The organism is Pseudoxanthobacter sp. M-2, from assembly GCF_046156265.1.
Classification (GTDB): Bacteria; Pseudomonadota; Alphaproteobacteria; order Rhizobiales; family Segnochrobactraceae; genus CAMDHY01.
In genome coordinates, this window is record NZ_JAWDIR010000043.1 from 370,927 (window position 1) to 387,486 (window position 16,560).

At 63.4% G+C, this 16,560-nt stretch carries 11 protein-coding genes and 1 tRNA gene; 4 read left to right on the forward strand and 8 right to left on the reverse strand.

What is annotated here, in order from left to right; genetic code table 11:
* The first annotated feature begins 431 nt into the window (after positions 1-431).
* A tRNA-Ser gene (locus tag RUR49_RS19395) sits at positions 432-521 on the forward strand.
* A gap of 605 nt (positions 522-1,126) precedes the next feature.
* Here the strand turns inward: RUR49_RS19395 and RUR49_RS19400 are convergent.
* From RUR49_RS19400 to RUR49_RS19425, 6 genes are all read right to left on the reverse strand, one after another.
* Positions 1,127-2,143 (reverse strand): hypothetical protein, encoded by a 1,017-nt coding sequence (locus RUR49_RS19400; RefSeq protein ID WP_409148049.1) that lies wholly within the window; start codon positions 2,141-2,143, stop codon positions 1,127-1,129.
* Positions 2,144-2,174: 31 nt separating this feature from the next.
* Positions 2,175-6,557 (reverse strand): NACHT domain-containing protein, encoded by a 4,383-nt coding sequence (locus RUR49_RS19405; protein ID WP_409148050.1) that lies wholly within the window; start codon positions 6,555-6,557, stop codon positions 2,175-2,177.
* A 305-nt stretch (positions 6,558-6,862) separates the two neighbouring features.
* Positions 6,863-7,258, reverse strand: coding sequence for a hypothetical protein (locus RUR49_RS19410; RefSeq protein WP_409148051.1), 396 nt, complete (start codon positions 7,256-7,258; stop codon positions 6,863-6,865).
* The gene (locus tag RUR49_RS19415; protein ID WP_409148052.1) at positions 7,258-8,598 is read right to left on the reverse strand and encodes a recombinase family protein; all 1,341 of its coding nucleotides are present in this window, start codon (positions 8,596-8,598) and stop codon (positions 7,258-7,260) included. The genes RUR49_RS19410 and RUR49_RS19415 overlap by 1 nt, the downstream gene beginning before the upstream one ends.
* Entirely contained in the window at positions 8,595-9,041 is a 447-nt protein-coding gene (locus RUR49_RS19420) for a DUF2924 domain-containing protein (protein ID WP_409148053.1), read from the reverse strand. Before RUR49_RS19420 ends, RUR49_RS19415 begins: the two co-directional genes overlap by 4 nt.
* On the reverse strand, positions 9,034-9,219 hold the full coding sequence (locus tag RUR49_RS19425) for a hypothetical protein (protein ID WP_409148054.1): 186 nt from the start codon (positions 9,217-9,219) through the stop codon (positions 9,034-9,036). The genes RUR49_RS19420 and RUR49_RS19425 overlap by 8 nt, the downstream gene beginning before the upstream one ends.
* A 609-nt stretch (positions 9,220-9,828) precedes the next feature.
* Here RUR49_RS19425 and RUR49_RS19430 point away from each other — a divergent pair.
* On the forward strand, positions 9,829-14,202 hold the full coding sequence (locus tag RUR49_RS19430; RefSeq protein WP_409148055.1) for a beta strand repeat-containing protein: 4,374 nt from the start codon (positions 9,829-9,831) through the stop codon (positions 14,200-14,202).
* Positions 14,203-14,577: 375 nt separating this feature from the next.
* Here RUR49_RS19430 and RUR49_RS19435 read toward each other — a convergent pair whose 3' ends face one another.
* Entirely contained in the window at positions 14,578-15,255 is a 678-nt protein-coding gene (locus RUR49_RS19435) for an XRE family transcriptional regulator (RefSeq protein WP_409148056.1), read from the reverse strand.
* Between the two features lie 19 nt (positions 15,256-15,274).
* The gene (locus RUR49_RS19440; protein WP_409148057.1) at positions 15,275-16,000 is read right to left on the reverse strand and encodes a helix-turn-helix transcriptional regulator; all 726 of its coding nucleotides are present in this window, start codon (positions 15,998-16,000) and stop codon (positions 15,275-15,277) included.
* A gap of 116 nt (positions 16,001-16,116) precedes the next feature.
* On the opposite strand from RUR49_RS19440, the gene RUR49_RS19445 reads away from it, so the two are divergent.
* Positions 16,117-16,344 carry a hypothetical protein gene (locus RUR49_RS19445; RefSeq protein ID WP_409148058.1) on the forward strand — a complete coding sequence of 76 codons (228 nt, stop codon included), beginning with the start codon at positions 16,117-16,119 and terminating at the stop codon, positions 16,342-16,344.
* Positions 16,341-16,559: a helix-turn-helix transcriptional regulator gene (locus RUR49_RS19450; protein WP_409148059.1), complete on the forward strand. Its 219-nt coding sequence runs from the start codon at positions 16,341-16,343 to the stop codon at positions 16,557-16,559. Before RUR49_RS19445 ends, RUR49_RS19450 begins: the two co-directional genes overlap by 4 nt.
* Position 16,560 lies beyond the last annotated feature (1 nt).

The following is a 16,560-nucleotide window of genomic DNA, read 5'->3' on the forward strand; positions in this document are numbered from 1 at the left end:
TGGCATGCTGGAAGAGCAGGTCGCTTCGGGCTGCGCCTGTTCCGCGCCGCAGGCTTCGGAAGGAGTGGTGCTGAGAAGGTGGAGTCGTCCGAAGTCGTACCGGGGTCTCTCGCCGATTCGCTCTGGCCACGCGCGACTGCTGCATCGCGGACCAACGCCCTCCTTCGCCAGCCTGCGGCATCATCGCCCTGCCCTACCACCAACCTGTGGCGATGGGCGGCATGGATGATCGCGCACCCCGGCCGCGGCCGCCATGCTCCCGATCAATCGAGCGGACGGACCAGCGACACACGGGGCGCGGCCCAATCGGGCCTCCCGCTCGATCGCCTGTCCGCCAATTCGCGCCTTTGGGCGGAACCGCTTGCACCGACCCGGCCGAACCGTATAGTGCGGCCGCTTCGCCGGGCCGTCTCGTACGGTTGGGCGGCGACGGAGGGGTGGCCGAGTGGTTGAAGGCGCACGCCTGGAAAGTGTGTAGGCGGGAAACCGTCTCGAGGGTTCGAATCCCTCTCCCTCCGCCATTCTGCTTTCCTGAAGCGTCTCTTCGCACTTTCGGAAACGCGAAAACGCCAAAGAAAACCAAGACTTTGCCACGGTGGGCTGTGGACCGCGCGGCACCGGTCGCGGGACCTTTTGTCTCCGTTTCCGCCGGCTCTCTCCCGAGCTGTGGACCGCAGCGACGAAGGTACGCGAACGTAACTCGCTAATTTAATTCAGTTTTTGCGGGCTCGTCTCGGCGTACATTTCGCTGACGCAATGGCTTGAGGGACGATGGGGACGCCAACGTGGCAGTTGATCTAGCTGGCTAATTTCTCTCGGCTCCGTCGGTAGCATATCCGAGACCAATTGGTGCGGTCGCAATTCACACGCCGGCCAGCGCCGCGTCTGAAGAGTAGCTCATGACCCCTTTCAGGGGATTGGAAGGTCTGCTTCCGGGCAAACTGTTGATGCGAACCACGCGTCCGTCTGCTGACTGTCCGGTTCTGGCCAGGAAACTGAGAAAGCCGACGTTCGGTCAACGGCCCAATTGCAGGCGTTCGCGACGTGGGGTGGGGCGAGACTACGGTACGCGATTCTCTTGAGCACTCTGCTGGTGAAAGCTTCTGGCGCGCGGGGGAACCGTCGATCAATCCGGTAGGTTGATCCACACAATGAACTCGTGAGGCCGGTACTCCACTGGCCCCGCGTCCTCAACGGGAATGGCGTCGAACGCTTCCATCAGGAATGGATCGAGCTGCGCGCCGCCGATATTCTGACACCAGACATTCGGCAGGCCTCCATCAACATGATCGATCCGAAAATAGCCCGGCCTATGCGCGTTACCCTGCTCCTGCGCGCCGGCATGGAGCACTGCGAGATGATTCATGATGATCACCCCGTCGACAGCATCAAATGGGACCCGCACACCATTTACTTGATGAAAGGAGTGCTTGGTCAGCAAACCTGATCGGGGGTAGTTTAGCGCCGAAATAGGTTCATACATATATGCGTCCCAGAAAACAACGAGCACACCAACGGTATCCTTCGCGGAGAAGCCGGAGAACTTGTCTTCGGCACTTTCGAGGAAATCCTTCAAGACGTTGTCACGAGGCCAGGTGACGGGCTCGCTTGAATCCGGGTTGGCGCGAAGGGCATCTCCCAATGCGGAGCGGGCTGGGATCTGTCGCGGATTCGCACCCCGTGCCGTCTGATGGTCAACGAGGGAGGGGCATTTTACCTCAAATAAATAGACACGCTCTTCGAGTTCAACGGCGAGTTCTGGCCGGCGACCGGAGGTGGGATTGGCTGGTTCATGCCGGAATTGTGCGCCTGCTGGCCAAGACGCTTCGAGTAACGCCCTAAGCACCACGATTTCGGCGAACTTCTGCAGCAGTTGCTGGAAGCCCGCTCTCCATGCCACGGGGTCCTGCGCCGAAGGGGTATATGCCGTATCGATCAGCTCATCGACCAGACGCTTGCCCAAGCCAGGCAAGCGATTTTCGCAGGTAGCCAAAGCGCAGATGAGGGCTTCGCCAAACTCCGTTACGCGACCTTTGTGAAGGTGGTAGGTCAGCCAATGAATTCGGCCTCCGACGCCGGCACGATAGCGGTCGGCGAGCACTTCCGAAATACCTGAAATATCTTGATTGTCAACGCTTTTCACGTCCCGGGTCACCCTATCCTACATTTCATTTTCAAAGCTCCATTACCACATTTTGTTTTGAAACATTGCCCGATGCCTTCGCTGCACTCTTGGCAGCTTTTGCAGCCTTGGCCGCTTTCGTGCCGATGCCGCGCTGCGTTAGGTCGATTCCAATGACGCGGATGTCCTCGACGCTCGGATAGTCGTTGGAGATGAGAGTCCAGTGGCGCTGAAGCTCGTCGAGCAACATCTCGAACGTGTCGGCCCGCCGGCCATTGGGAAGGTCCCAGTAAGACTTATTGCCGAGGTAAACCAACAGGAAGATGCCGCGGCTTGACCGGACGTCGCGGAGGTAGTCACCGCAGAGTTGGACCTCAAATCGTTCGAAAAGATGAGGTCCCGTCCACTTGTTGGCTATCTTGAGCTCTGCCGGCACGGGCGCGTCGAAGCCGAACCCGAAGAAGCGGAGATCCGGCCGCTTTGCATCCGCCAGCTCCTCCTCCTGAGGGACAGCGTAGCGTCCGGCGGCGCGGTCGCGGCACCATCCGCCGACGAACTTCCGGAACTCTGTTTCCTCGTCGACGGCCTGTAGGATCGATGCGATCGAGGAGTCGCCGTTTTCGAGGTCTTGCTTTAGCGCGTCGAGCTTGTCGACGACGTGATACCAAAGTTCGCGATGGTTCGCGGGCGTTGCGACGAGGAAACTCGCGAATTCGCGTACCTGCGAAGGCGTCCATGCGTCGACGTCCGCGTCCGCCGCAGCCTTCGCCTTCGCGTGGAAGCCCATCCAGGGCCTGCTCTCTTGATCGGGATGCGCGCGCGCCATCTCGAGCAGCGCGAGGAAGGCCGCTTTGCCGGGGGTCTCGCGGATGAAGGCTATGAGCGCGTTGCGCGCGTCCTGCGCATCGTCTCGCAGACCTGGCGAATAGACGCCCGTGCCAGCGCGTTGGATGTCCTCCTTCTGCTGTATGTAGCGGGCCATGAGGAGGTATAGCGACTTCATGTGCTCTACCGTGCGGAAAGCCTGCCGCGCACGTCCTTCTTGCGAGCGGCCGCCGAGCAGGGCCACGACGAAGGCAAGCGCCAGCTTCGTCTGCTCGGCGGGATCGTGCATGCTTGCAAAGCGGGCCGCTAGCGCGGGGATCGCCGCATCGGGATCGATACCGACCCACGTTGCGAACCAGAGCGGGGAGAAAGTCAGATTGTGCGTTGCATTGGCTTTCCGGGACGCGATCGCGGCGATCGTCCCGCCGTCCACCGACGAGCGGTTTATGATCGCCAGCAGGTAACCGAGGTTCCTGATGTTGGGCCGCTTGGCGCGTATCGTTGGTAAAAGGTCCGGCGCGATCTGGTCCCATATCCAATCGCCACTCCAGCTGACGTCGTAGAGCGCGTAGTTGCTTTCGCTTTCAGCCGTCTCTGTTGACAGCTCATGCATGATCTCCCTGCGGATGACATCGACGACCTGCGAGGGGAACGCTTTGTTCAGCTGCGGCAGCCAGGTCGGAAAGCCGTTCAGCTCCTGAAGGGCGTAGCGGGTGGCGATCTCTGCCTCTTGCTCGCTCAGGGCCGATGGCCAGCCTTCGGTCTCCCGTGCCTCGATGGCGAGGCCGGTGAGCCCAAAAATAGTACTGAATGGCGTCGAGTTGGCCACCGCGCCTTCCGAGCGTAGCTTAGGCGTGTTCTGTCGCCAATAGCCGATGGCACCTGCACGGAACGCTTGCGCGAGGTCCTCGCCGAAGTCTTTTACGAGGGAGCGCCAGTTGCCGTCGGTCCACCGGTTGTGCTGGCGATTGCCGCTTCGCATCTTCTCATGAAGATATGCTTGGTCGTTCGATACCAAGCCAGGCCGACCAAAGTCCCGGATGGTAGCGATGCGACCCGCGAGGATCGCCTTCGCCATTTCCTTGGCCCTCGCTTTTTTCGCTGCCTCTCGGTCGGACCGTCGCTTCCAAGCTGCCTGCTGGCGCTTGAACCCGGAAGTAGCACCCTTGGGTGGATTGAGCAGCTTCCCGAGCTCCGCCTCGACTTCGGGATCAATGGTCGCTGTACTTTTCAGACGATCCCGCCAAGCACGCGGCCGGCCGTTTTGGCAGTACAGCGCGACCGCAAGCGAGAGAGCTGTCAGCTTGTCGTCGGTTAGCGGCCGCTTTGCGATCTGTTCAATCACATATTCAAAGTCCGAGCCGTCGAAGGCCCAATAAGAACCAAAGATCGACACGAGCCAGTAGTCGGTGAGCCGCTCGCCACTCTTGATCTTCCGCCGCGCACGTTCCTCGGTTACGCTGTACCAAAACAGTGCGCTGTTTAGTTCGGGCCAACCTCGGACCAGTGCTGGTAGCTCCTTGCGTATGTTTTCAAATAAGCCACGATCGTAGTCCTCGGCGACCGGCAGTTTACGCAGCATCGACAGTGCCGCCTCGTTAAGCGTCTCCGGATTGCGGCCTCGGATCATCCTCATGATGATCTGACCGGCGGCCTGACAAAGCCAGCTGTATCTATTGGATATCTCGCAATGCTGCTTCTCTATGACGGGCCGACGGTTCAGGAGCTTACCCACGCCTTCGAGCAACGGCGCGAACGCTTCAGGCGGAAGTGACGCGATGTATCCGGCGAGCGCTTCGGAGAGTTGATCGGTCTCGAATTGCTTCTTGGGGCCGGCTAGCTCGAGTGCCGCGAGGAGCCACTCCACGTCGGCTGGCGCGTGGCCAAGCCCTTCGAGAAGTTCGCCGAGCCAACTACGCCGTAGCGGCGGTGCCTCCCCGACGAACGCCTTGCGGACATCGGCAACGTCTTGAGGCGACCCCACCTCTATGGTCGCCCGGATGGCGGCGATGCGCGTGTATTTCGACCGGGCCGACAAGGCGAAGTGCTTCGCCTTGTCGGCGAGCGTCGCGATCCCGCCCTGTTGGACCATTCGAAGCAGGAACCAGACGATGTCGCCATCGTCCTTGTGCTTCTCGAGGAGCTCTCGGATAATGCCGTCGAGATCAGGGTTGGCGAAGCGTTGCACGGCCGAATATTCGGTGATGCTGCGGCCATGTGCGGGCTGAGCAAGTTGCTCGCAGGACTCCCTCAGGATTCGAATCCGGGTTTCGAGCGGCAATTGCTCGGGGTCCCCGCCCTCGAAGAGGACCTCGGGGGCTAGGCGCATAACGCGTTCGAGGATCCGCTGGTCCAGTATCGCCAGCCACGGTAGTACCGGACGCATCGTGGGGACGACCACCTCGAGCCCGTACTGCCGCCTGAAGAACAAGTTTTCCACGCGCGCTCGGGAGCCTTCGTCGACCAGCAGAGAATGGAGCCACTCGGCGGTCAGGAACTCACGGACCGAGCGGTGGAGGAACCGCACCGTGCCGTAAACACCCTCGTCGAAGATCGGTTTAGTGAGCAACGCGCGGCATTCGGCGTCGTCCCAGTCGGCAAGCACCTGCTTGATGTCGAGGCCGCGAACGTTCTTCTGGCCATCGGGGACGCGTACCGCCGACTCCTTCGCCAAAGTGCAAGCCGCGGCGACGAGACGCGCACCTTCACGAATGCGTTGCTTCGAGATCGGATTGGCGTCGGCACGGTCCTGATCCCGTTCCTCCAGACGCTTTTCGATGCTGGCGCGCAGCAGCTCGAGGCGCGACCCGACGCGGCCGTTCGCGAGCCAGAACTCAATGGTCTCGGCGAGGTCCAGCGGCCGGGTCGTGAACGACCAAGCCTCTGCGCGGTCCAGCGCCTTTCTCAGGGCGGCAACGTCGAGTACGCCCTTCGCTCCCGCGAAGCGATCGACTTGCGAGCCAGCGAGATCGTCGAGCGCGACCATTCGAAAGACTGACTTGCGCAGCTTAGGCGTTGCGCCAGTGGTGGTCGTGCCGGCTTCGTCCGGTTCCTGGTCTTCGCCGGGCGCGGTCGCCGGCGGGGTCCACGGCAGGTGGGTCTCGCAGAGAAGGAGATCCGTCTTGGGTCGCCAAGCTTCGCTCCGGCTCGTGATGACTATGTGTGCGTTCTGCAAGGCGCCGCGCAGTTTGCGGCCCATCGTCCTGATCGCCCGCTCGAAGTCCTTCGGGTCCTTCAGCCTGGCTTCGTCCACGGAGTCGAGGAGTAGCCAGCCATCCTCGCCGGACGCTATCCAGTCTTCGAATTCCTCCGGACTTCCTTCCTCGAAGGATCCGTCGAAATTGATCGCCAAGTGCTCGATGCGGAGGAAGAAGGCCCGCTGGCCGCACTGCCGGAGACCTCGGCAAACATGCCTGATTTCCGTCGTCTTTCCCGATCCTGCCTCGGACAGCAGCACGACGCGGGGTTCCGCGAGCAGGTCGGCCCATTGCGCGGGCTTTTCTCCACGCATCAACCGGAAAAGCTCGACATTCTCTCCCTCGTCCTCGCTCATGGCGAGGTCGTGGAAGGTGCGGTCAAGCTGGATGAAATCGTCTAGGTCGTCCGACACCGATGACCTCTCTTGTCAGCGGCTGCTGGGCCTTGTTCCAAAATTGCGGGTATTATAGTGACGTTCCACCGTTGGCACATCCGTTTGTTGGTTTGCGGGCTTGGTCATTTAGCTTGTCGTCCTACGCTTGGTTTAATAAAGAGTAACTGTATCCGCGTTCAAAAACGCGGGTTGCCCGCCGCGCTTTATGTTACACTCTAACCGCGGACATTGGGACGGCGTCTGATCGAACAGTCGCTTCTTGGGTCTCACGATCCACAGTCGAACCGCTGAAATGGCGGCGCGAAGCAGCCATCCCGCTTGGGTCAACGATCCTGCTCCCTCCACACCACCGAGAACGGCTCCATCAGGCGATCGAGTGTGACGCGCTCAGGATCGTGCCGCCCATCGAGGATCGCCTCCACAATGTCAGGGGCTAGCAGCGTCAGACGCAGAGTGCGAGCCACATAGGACGGGTTGATGTTCTCCGACTCGGCAAGATCACGAACGGTCTGATAGCGCCCGGCGTCGAGCAGCTTCCGCCAGCGGTGTGCGCGGGCGAGCGCCTTCACCATGGCATTGTCGACGCGTGCCCGCGGCGGTGCCCACGCGTCGGCCCCGGACGGCGAGATGACGTGCTTCCGCCCGCCGCGCTTCCTGAAGGTTATCGGCACGGTGACCGTGAGCGAGCCGGCGTCGTTGTGGATTGCGCCCTTCGCCATCACGCTGCCACCCGCTGGTCCGCAAGCGCCCGCAGTTCCGCAAGCAGCGCCGTAAGCCCGCCGGTGCGGAGCCGGATCGCGATGCCGTCGGTCTTCACGTCGACGCGCTCGACCAAAAGCTGGACGACCCGCGCCTGCTCGGCTGGGAACAGCTCGTCCCAGGTCGGGTCCAGCCGCTCGAAGGCGTCGCGGACCTCCGCCTCGGTGATGCGGTCGTCGTGCGCCCTCGCAGCCATCCACGTCCGGACGATCAGCTCCGGCGCGCGCAGCAGGCCGCGAAGCTGCTCGACGACCGCCGCCTCGATCTCCGCCGCCGGTAGGCGCCGCACCGGACAGGTCTCCGGCCCCCGCTTCAGCACCGACTGGGTGACGTAGTAGCGGTAGAGCCGATCGCCCTTGCGGGTGTGGCTCGGCGACATCGCGTCACCGTTCGGCGAGAAGATGAGGCCGCGCAGCAGCGAGGGTCCGGAGAGCCGGGTCTTGTTCGCCCGCGTCCGCGGGCTCTCACCCATGATGGCGTGGACTCGGCTCCAGAGGTCGGGGCCGATGATGGCCTGATGCTCGCCGGGATAGGCGACGCCCTTGTGGACGGCATCGCCGATGTAGACCCGGTTGTTCAGCAGCTTGTAGAGCGAGCCCTTGTCGAGGCGATGCCCGCGGCGGCTGCGGATTCCTGCCGCTGCCAGTTCCCGCATCAGCAGCATAATCGAGCCGAGCTTCACGAAGCGGTCGAAGATCCGGTGGACGGACGCCGCCTCCTCCTCGTGGATGAGGAGCTTCCGGCTCTCGACCCGGTAGCCGAGCGGCACCGAGCCGCCCATCCACATCCCCTTCTTGCGGGACGCCGCCACCTTGTCGCGGATGCGCTCGCCGATCACCTCCCGCTCGAACTGGGCGAAGGAGAGCAGAACGTTCAGCGTCAGCCGCCCCATCGAGGTGGTGGTGTTGAACGACTGGGTGACGCTGACGAAGGTGACGCCGCGCCCCTCGAACACGTCGACCAGCTTGGCAAAATCCATCAGTGAGCGCGACAGCCGGTCGATCTTGTAGACCACCACGACGTCGACCTTGCCGAGTTCGATGTCGGCGATGAGCCGCTTCAGTGCCGGGCGCTCGAGCGTACCGCCGGAGATGCCGCCGTCGTCGTAGCGGTCGGGAACGGCGATCCAGCCCTCAGCCTTCTGGCTCACGACATAGGCGGCACAGGCCTCGCGCTGGGCGTCGAGGCTGTTGAACTCCATGTCGAGGCCTTCCTCGGACGATTTGCGGGTGTAGATCGCGCAGCGGACCTTCGACACGACCTTTCGGGCGTGCTGCGCAGTCGTTGCCAACCGGGTCATGCTCCCCTCCCCGCGCTCTTCAGGCCGAAGAACACCCAGCCGTTCCATTTCACGCCGGTGATGGCGTGGGCGATTGCCGAGAGCGACCGGTACGGACGGCCCTGGTACTCGAAGCCCTCGATCGTCACCGTCACGATGTGCTCGACGCCCTGGAACTCCCGCAGGAGGCGCGTGCCGGCGATGGGCTTGCGGTCGTTGCGGATGCGCCGGGTCTTCGGGTCCATGTTCTCGACGCTGCGGGCGAGTGCATCGAGGCGCTTCACCGTCGCCGGCTTCAGCCCCCCATAGGCGAGTTCCTGGATGCGGTACGCCAGGCGGCTTTCGAGGTAGCGGCGATTGTAGAGCGGCGCGTCCACTCCATAGAGCTCGCGCCACATCGTCTTCAGCTCGGGCGTTGGGGTGGTCTTGATGGCGGCAAGGCGCGCCAGCACGGGGTCACTCATCTTCGGTCTCCGTCGACTGCGGATCGACATGACCGCTCTGGTCGGGGAGGAAGTGAAGGCAACTCTCTCCACCGTCGCGAGAGCGAGCCGCGGACACACCGTCGCGGCGCCGGCGCAGACGGACGACGGCGAGCGCGAGGAGCCCGGCGGCCTCGTCGAGCCGCTCGGCGTCGCTCATCAGGTCAGGGCGAAGTGCATTCGGCCCTGGTGCGGTAAAGGGATCGGAGACGTTTCGCATGAACGAAACGCTACCCATCTATCTTGTCGCCACAAGTACAATCGCTGGCGCTCCGTATCTCTGCGCAATCATTCAGAAAAAATCGAAATTGTACACCCATCGTATTGGTGATATTTCATGCATCGCCTACGATCATGGATCATGCGACACCGGGAAGACATGGATCAGATCGATGTCTTCGAGGGCGGCGCCTTAAATATTCTCCTCGTCCTGCAAATGGTGCGCTAAAGGCGGCGCTGGCAATGTAGACAGACGATGCGCGAGAAGAGGCAGTGTGACGAGTCATATCTTTGCACTCGTACGAGGGCTATCATTGTCACGGGGTTCGACTGAGCGCGCCGTTCGATGCCATCAGAAGATGAGTGGATCACTCCGCCCGCTGACAGCGGCGGGTGGCACTTTTCTTCAGACTTAAGCGGAATGGCCCCCGGCAGGGCAGCTTCAGTAGCCCGGGGGTCGTGCTTTCCCGTGTGTAGGTCGTCGCCTTGAATGCAACCCACGGCATACTGGCTTTCGCCGGAGTGCTCAAAAGAAGGATCGGTAAGCGCAATGGCGATCGTCGTCACCGTCACCTCGCCGTCGCCGACCGGCAGCGACCTGAAGCTCGTCGACTTCCTGCGCGACGGGGTGATCGATCCGCTCGACAATGCGCCGACCCAGTTCGTCGCGCTCGATCCGAATCTGACGCTCGGCAGCGCCACCGAAATCACGCTGCTCTCCGCCAGTGGCAACCTCGTGTTCAACCCGTTCGGCGGCGTTGTGTCGGGCACGATCACCGGCTTCGTCATCACCTCTGCGGCAGACGGCATCGTCCGCGCGACCGTCACCGGCCTCAACATCGATGCCGCAGCCCTCTATGCGGCGATGATAGCGAACGACACAGCTGCGCTTGACGCCCTGCTGTTCGGCACGGATTCGTTCAACTATGTCGGCAACACCGGGGCCGATGTGTTCACCGCCGGGCTGCTCGCCGATCATCTCGACGGCGGCGCGGGCGACGACAGGCTCACCGCCCGCGACGGCGCCGACACGCTGGTGGGCGCGGTCGGGGCCGACACGCTCGACGGCGGGGCGGGCGGCGACACCTACGTGCTGGCGGCCAACACCGCCGCGATCGTCATCCTCGACAGCGCCGGCCTCGACACGGTCACCTCGACGATCTCGCGCTCGCTCGCCGGATTCGCGACGATCGAAAACCTGACGCTGCTCGGCAACGCCGACGTCGACGCGACCGGCAATGCGCTGGTCAACCTCCTTCAGGGCAATTCCGGCGACAACGTCCTCGACGGGGGCGGCGGCAACGACATCCTGATCGGCGGGGCCGGCGACGACACCTATGTCCTCGGCGCCGACAGCGACACCGTCGCCGAGGGAGCCGGCGGCGGCACGGACACGGTGACGTCGACGATCACCCGCACGCTGGCCTCGTTCTCCCAGGTCGAAAACCTGACGCTAGAGGGCGCCGGCAACATCGACGGGACAGGCAACAACCTCGACAACGTCATCACCGGCAACAGCGGCGAAAACGTCCTCGACGGCGGCCTCGGCTCCGACACCGTGATCGGCGGCGACGGCGACGACACGCTGAGGGGCGGCAACGACAACGTCGCCGACACGCTGCAGGGCGGCGCCGGCGACGACCTCTACGAACTCGGCTCCAACTATGGCGGCGTCTGCACCGACACGAGCGGCCTCGACACCGTCACGTCGACCGGCGACCGCAGCATCGCCTTCTTCGCGGGCATCGAGAACCTGACGCTGCTCGGCACCGCCGACATCGACGGCACCGGCAACGACCTCGACAACACCATCACCGGCAACGCCGGCGACAACGAACTGACGGGCGGCCTCGGCGACGACACCCTCGACGGCGGTCTCGGCGACGACACGTACGTTCTCAGTCCAGACGACGACAGCGACACGATCATCGACGCCGGCGGTATCGACACGGTGAGGTCGGTGGAAGGGGCGACGCTCGAGCAGAAGCCCACGATCGAGAACCTGATCCTCGACGGCAATGACGACGTCGCCGGCTACGGCAACGCGCTCGACAACGTCATCACCGGAAATTCCGGCGACAACGCCCTGGTTGGCTTCGAGGGCGCCGACAGCCTGTACGGTGGCGCTGGAGACGACAGTTACTTCATCACCTTCGTCGACGACGCCCTCGACACCGTTGTCGATACGTCCGGGCTGGACCGCGCCATCTCGAACACCGTCAGCGTTTCGATCGCCGGCTACGTCGGTGTCGAGAACATCCTGCTCGACGGCAACCTCAACCTCGATGCGACCGGCAACGGGCTCGACAACCTGATCAAGGGCAACAACGGAGCGAACATCCTCGACGGCGGTGCCGGCGTCGACACGCTGCAGGGCGACAATGGCGGCGACACCTACGTGCTCGGCAACGCGCAGGACCTGGTCGTCGAGAGCTTCAACAGCGGCATCGACACCATCACGTCGACGATCACGCGCTCGCTCGCGCCCTACGCACACGTCGAGCGGCTGACCTTGCTCGGCAACGGCAACATCAACGGCACTGGCAACGGCCTCGACAACGCGATCACCGGAAACGCCGGCAAGAACATTCTCGACGGCGCCGGTGGCACCGATTCGCTGTTCGGCGGCCTCGGCAACGACACCTACGTGCTCGGCAACGACGGCGACGACGTGACGTCCGACACCGGCGGCACCGACACGATCACCTCGACGATCAGCCGCTCGCTGGCGCCGCACGGCAGCATCGAAGTGCTGAACCTGCTCGGCAACGCCAACATCGACGGCACCGGCAACGCGCTCGCCAACACCATCAGCGGCAATTCCGGGAAGAACGTCCTCGACGGCGGCGTGGATGCCGTCACGGACTTCCTCGCCGGCGGGCAGGGCAACGACACCTATATGCTCGGGGCGGGCAACGACGTCGTGATCGAGTTTGTCGGCGGTGGTACCGACACCATCACCTCGACGATCACGCGCTCGCTCGTCTCCTACACGGACGTCGAGAACCTGACGCTGCTCGGCTCCGCCCACATCAACGGCACCGGCAACGGTGCGGCCAACCGGATCGTCGGCAACGACGGCCAGAACGTCCTCGACGGCGGCGCCGGCACCGATACGCTCGAAGGCGGCGACGGCAAGGACACCTACGTCCTCGGCAACGGCAACGACGCCACCTTCGACACCGGCGGCATCGACACGATCACATCGACGATCAGCCGCTCGCTCGCGCCGCACGGCACCGTCGAGAACCTGACGCTGCTGGGCGTCGGCAACATCGACGGCACCGGCAACGCACTCTCCAACACCATCACAGGCAATGCCGGCAACAACGTCCTCTACGGAGGCATCGACAACTACTCCAACACCGACACGCTGATCGGCGGACTCGGCAACGACACCTATGTGCTCTCCGACCAGTTCGACGTTGTGGTGGAGGCGGCCGGGGGTGGCACGGACACGATCACCTCCGCCGGCGGCCGCAGTCTCGCAGGGTATGCGCACATCGAGAACCTGACGCTGGTCGGTGGCTCGTCCGTCAGCGGCACCGGCAACGCGCTCGACAACGTGATCACCGGCAACTCCGGCCACAACTTTCTCAGCGGAAAAGACGGTCTCGATTCGCTCTTCGGTGGTGGCGGCAACGACGATTACGAACTCGGTGCCGACAACGACTTCATCCACGACACCAGCGGGACGGATACCGTCGCATCCTCGATCACACGATCGCTCACGTCGTTCACGGCAATCGAGTATCTCGTGCTGACGGGGAGTGCGACTATCAATGGCTTCGGCAACGGGGCCAACAACTACATCTGGGGGAACACCGGCAACAACACTCTCGACGGCGCCGCGGGGATAGACGACCTGTTCGGCGGGGCGGGGGCGGATACCCTCATCGGCTCGTCGGACTCGGCCAGCGATGCGCTGTCAGGCGAAGCGGGCGACGACGTGCTGATTGCCGGGCACGGCGATCATCTCACCGGAGGGGGCGGGGACGACACCTATGTTCTCGGTGCCAATACCACTGGCCCGATCTACATCAGCGTCGACAGCGGCGGGACCGATCTCGTTACGTCGAGCATCAACCGCACGCTGCTGCCTTCCTGGAACATCGAGAACCTGACGCTGCTCGGCAACGCCAACATCGACGGCACCGGCAATGCGCTCGACAACGTCCTCATCGGCAACTCCGGCAAGAATACCCTGAAGGGGCTCGACGGAAACGACACGCTGGTCGCTACCGGCGGTGTCGAGACGCTGAAGGGTGGCGTCGGCCACGACACCTACGTGCTCGGAAGCTTCTTCTTCAATACCGAAGCTACCGCGAACACGCTGCAAGACGACGCGGGCGTCGACACCATCACCTCGACGATCGACCGAACCCTGACGAACTTTGTCGGCATCGAGAACCTGATCCTGCTCGGCAATGCCAATCTCGACGGCACCGGCAGCGCCCTGGACAACAAGATGACCGGCAACGCCGGCAAGAACACGCTGTCGGGCTTTTCCGGCAAGGACGACCTCGACGGTGGCGGCGGCAACGACATCCTGCGCGGCGGCCAGGGCGCCGACAAGATGACCGGCGGCGCCGGTGGCGACGTCTTTGACTACAACGACGTCTCCGAGATCGGGCTCGGGGCGGATCGCGACATCATCCGCGACTTCGTCCACCTGGTGGACGACATCGACCTTTCCACCATCGACGCCAACGGCAGCGCGCCGGGCAACACCGCCTTCAGCTTCATCGGCAACACGGCGTTCTCCGGCGTGAAGGGACAGCTGCGCTTCACGCAGAACGACCTGCCCGGCACCCAGCTGGACAAGACCTTCGTCGACGGTGACGTCAACGGCGACGGAATCGCCGACTTCCGCATCCAGCTCACGGGTCTCGTCAACCTCACAGGGTCCGACTTTGTTCTCTGAAGTCCTTGTGACGTGCTCTGCTGAGAAAATAGGAGAAGGTCTGCGTTATGTTCGCCAAAGACCGGTGAGAGGCCGAGGGTTTAGTCGGAGCAAGACAGCTAGCGAACGGAGGGTTATCCACTGCTCCCCACGCGCCGGCGCCGTTGCTTATCGATGGCTCCTCACATCAACGCGACATCACAGCCGCCTCGACGTCCACACCACGCGCCCCATGACGTGCACCTCCTCAGCGCTGCGCTCACAAGCCTTGTACTCGGGGTTCACCGACCTGATCACCACCATCGGCGGATCCGAATTCGGCTCGTGTTCGGTCCGCTAATCATTCGTGGTTTCGGATGCGACTCCGAATACTCCGTGCCCCGGCGTTGCCCACCGTCAAATCTCCCGTGCGAACCACCGGATGCGGCCGACGATGTGGATCTCGTCGGCCGTACGCTCGTACTCGGGATAGTGCTTGTTGTCGGAGATGACCCGGATGGCTGGCGGATCGCTGTTCGCGATGTGCTCGAGACGCTTTGCGACCAGACCGATCCCGTCGTCGAGGACGAAGATCCCGGGTGGGTTTGGGCTGCGGAGATTCATGTCGACGAGGACGGCATCACCGCTCAGCAGCGTCGGCACCATGCTGTCCCCTTTGACGTGCATGATGCGCAGTTGCGACGGGCTCGTCTTCAGCGTGTTGCGAATCCACGACCGGCGGAAGTGATAGTCCTGGCGGGACGCTTCGCCTTCGCCGGCCCAGACTGCCCTTCCTTCCGTCGGCGCCCGCGCAGTGGCGAAAAGGATCGCCATGAAAGCGTCGTCGGGATTCTCCACGAATGGGGACGTGCCCTGGACCGCGCCGATGCCATGGATCAGCCAATCGCGGTCCACCTTCAGGACCAGTGCGACGTCCGCCAGCCGGTCGATGCTGGGTCGGGCGGAGCGGCCTCGGAGGATGTCGTAGACGAACGAGCGATTCACGCCCGCCATCGTGGCAACATGGGCAGGCGCCAGGCCGAGTTGCCGCGCTCGGGCGCGCAGGCGATCGGCCAAAGTGTGCTGCTCTGTCATGGTGTCCTCAGCCACCCATCTACAGCCGCCGCGAAGTCCACACCACGCGCCCAACGACATGAACCTCCTCGGCGCTCCGCTCGTAGGTCTTGTACTCGGGGTTTACCGACCTGATCACCACCATCGGCGGATCGGAGTTCGGCTCGTGCTCGATGCGCTTGGCCACGAGCCCCATCCCGTCCCAGATCACGAAGATGCCGGGCGGCACCGGGATCTGCTGGCTGATGTCGATCAGCACCCGATCGCCGCTAGCGAGCAACGGCTCCATGGAGTCGCCGTCGATGGTGATGATGCGCAGGTCTGCCGTTCGTGCCCGGAATTCGTGACGGATCATCCCTTCGGGGAAGAACCAGACCTGCTTGACCTCCTCAAGGCCCTCGTGGATGGCGCCGGGCCCGGCTGAAGCGCGCACGTCGATTTCGGCCACGCGTCCGAAGCCAGCGGGAACGCCGCCGGCCGTCAAGCTGCCGACGGGTGCCAGATCGCTCGACCGCTCAGCCGCCGGCGGCTTACGGCGCCGCTTCCGCGGTGGCACCGCATCGTGGCGCAGTTCGCTCTCGTCGCAGCCGAGGTGCGCCGCAAGCTTGCGACGATCGTCCTCGGCTAGAACCCTCGGCGTTCCCCGCATCACGAACTGGTGCAGGTAGGCGTCATTCCTGCCGATCGCGATCGATGCGTTCTTTAGATTGGTCCCGCGGTCGCGGACCAGCGCCAGCACCTTCAGTCGGATGGGATCGAGATTCATCGGTCGCTGTCCCTGCTCCTGTTGGAGATAGGCAATTAGCAACTTTTTCTGTTTGACGCAATGGGAGGACCAGGCGTTAACTGATCCTATCAGACGGGCGGCCACAGGAACCCTCGATGTCGACGATCAGTAGCCAGTTCCGAGAGCGGGTAGAGGCGTTCCTGGCAGCCTCCGAGTTCAAGCCCACCGAGTTTGGCCGGCAGGCCACAGGCGATCCGACCTTCGTCCTCAACCTCAGGCGGGGCCGCTCGCCGACGTTGGCGACGGTCGACAAGGTGCTGGCCTTCATCGCCGAGATGGAAGCCGATCCGTCCCGCTGCAGCCCCAATAGGAAAGCGGCATGACCATGCTTCCCATTCACCTCAACCAGATCGAGCTCGCCAACCGCTGGAAGATCTCTCCGCGCACGCTGGAGCGCTGGCGCTGGGCGGGACAGGGCCCTGCCTTCGTCAAGCTCGGCGGCCGGGTCGTCTATCAGCTAGACGCCGTCGAGGCCTACGAGCGCGGCCGTGTCTGCCAGAGCACCCAGCAGGGCACGGCCCTCAGGAAGGCCTCCTGAG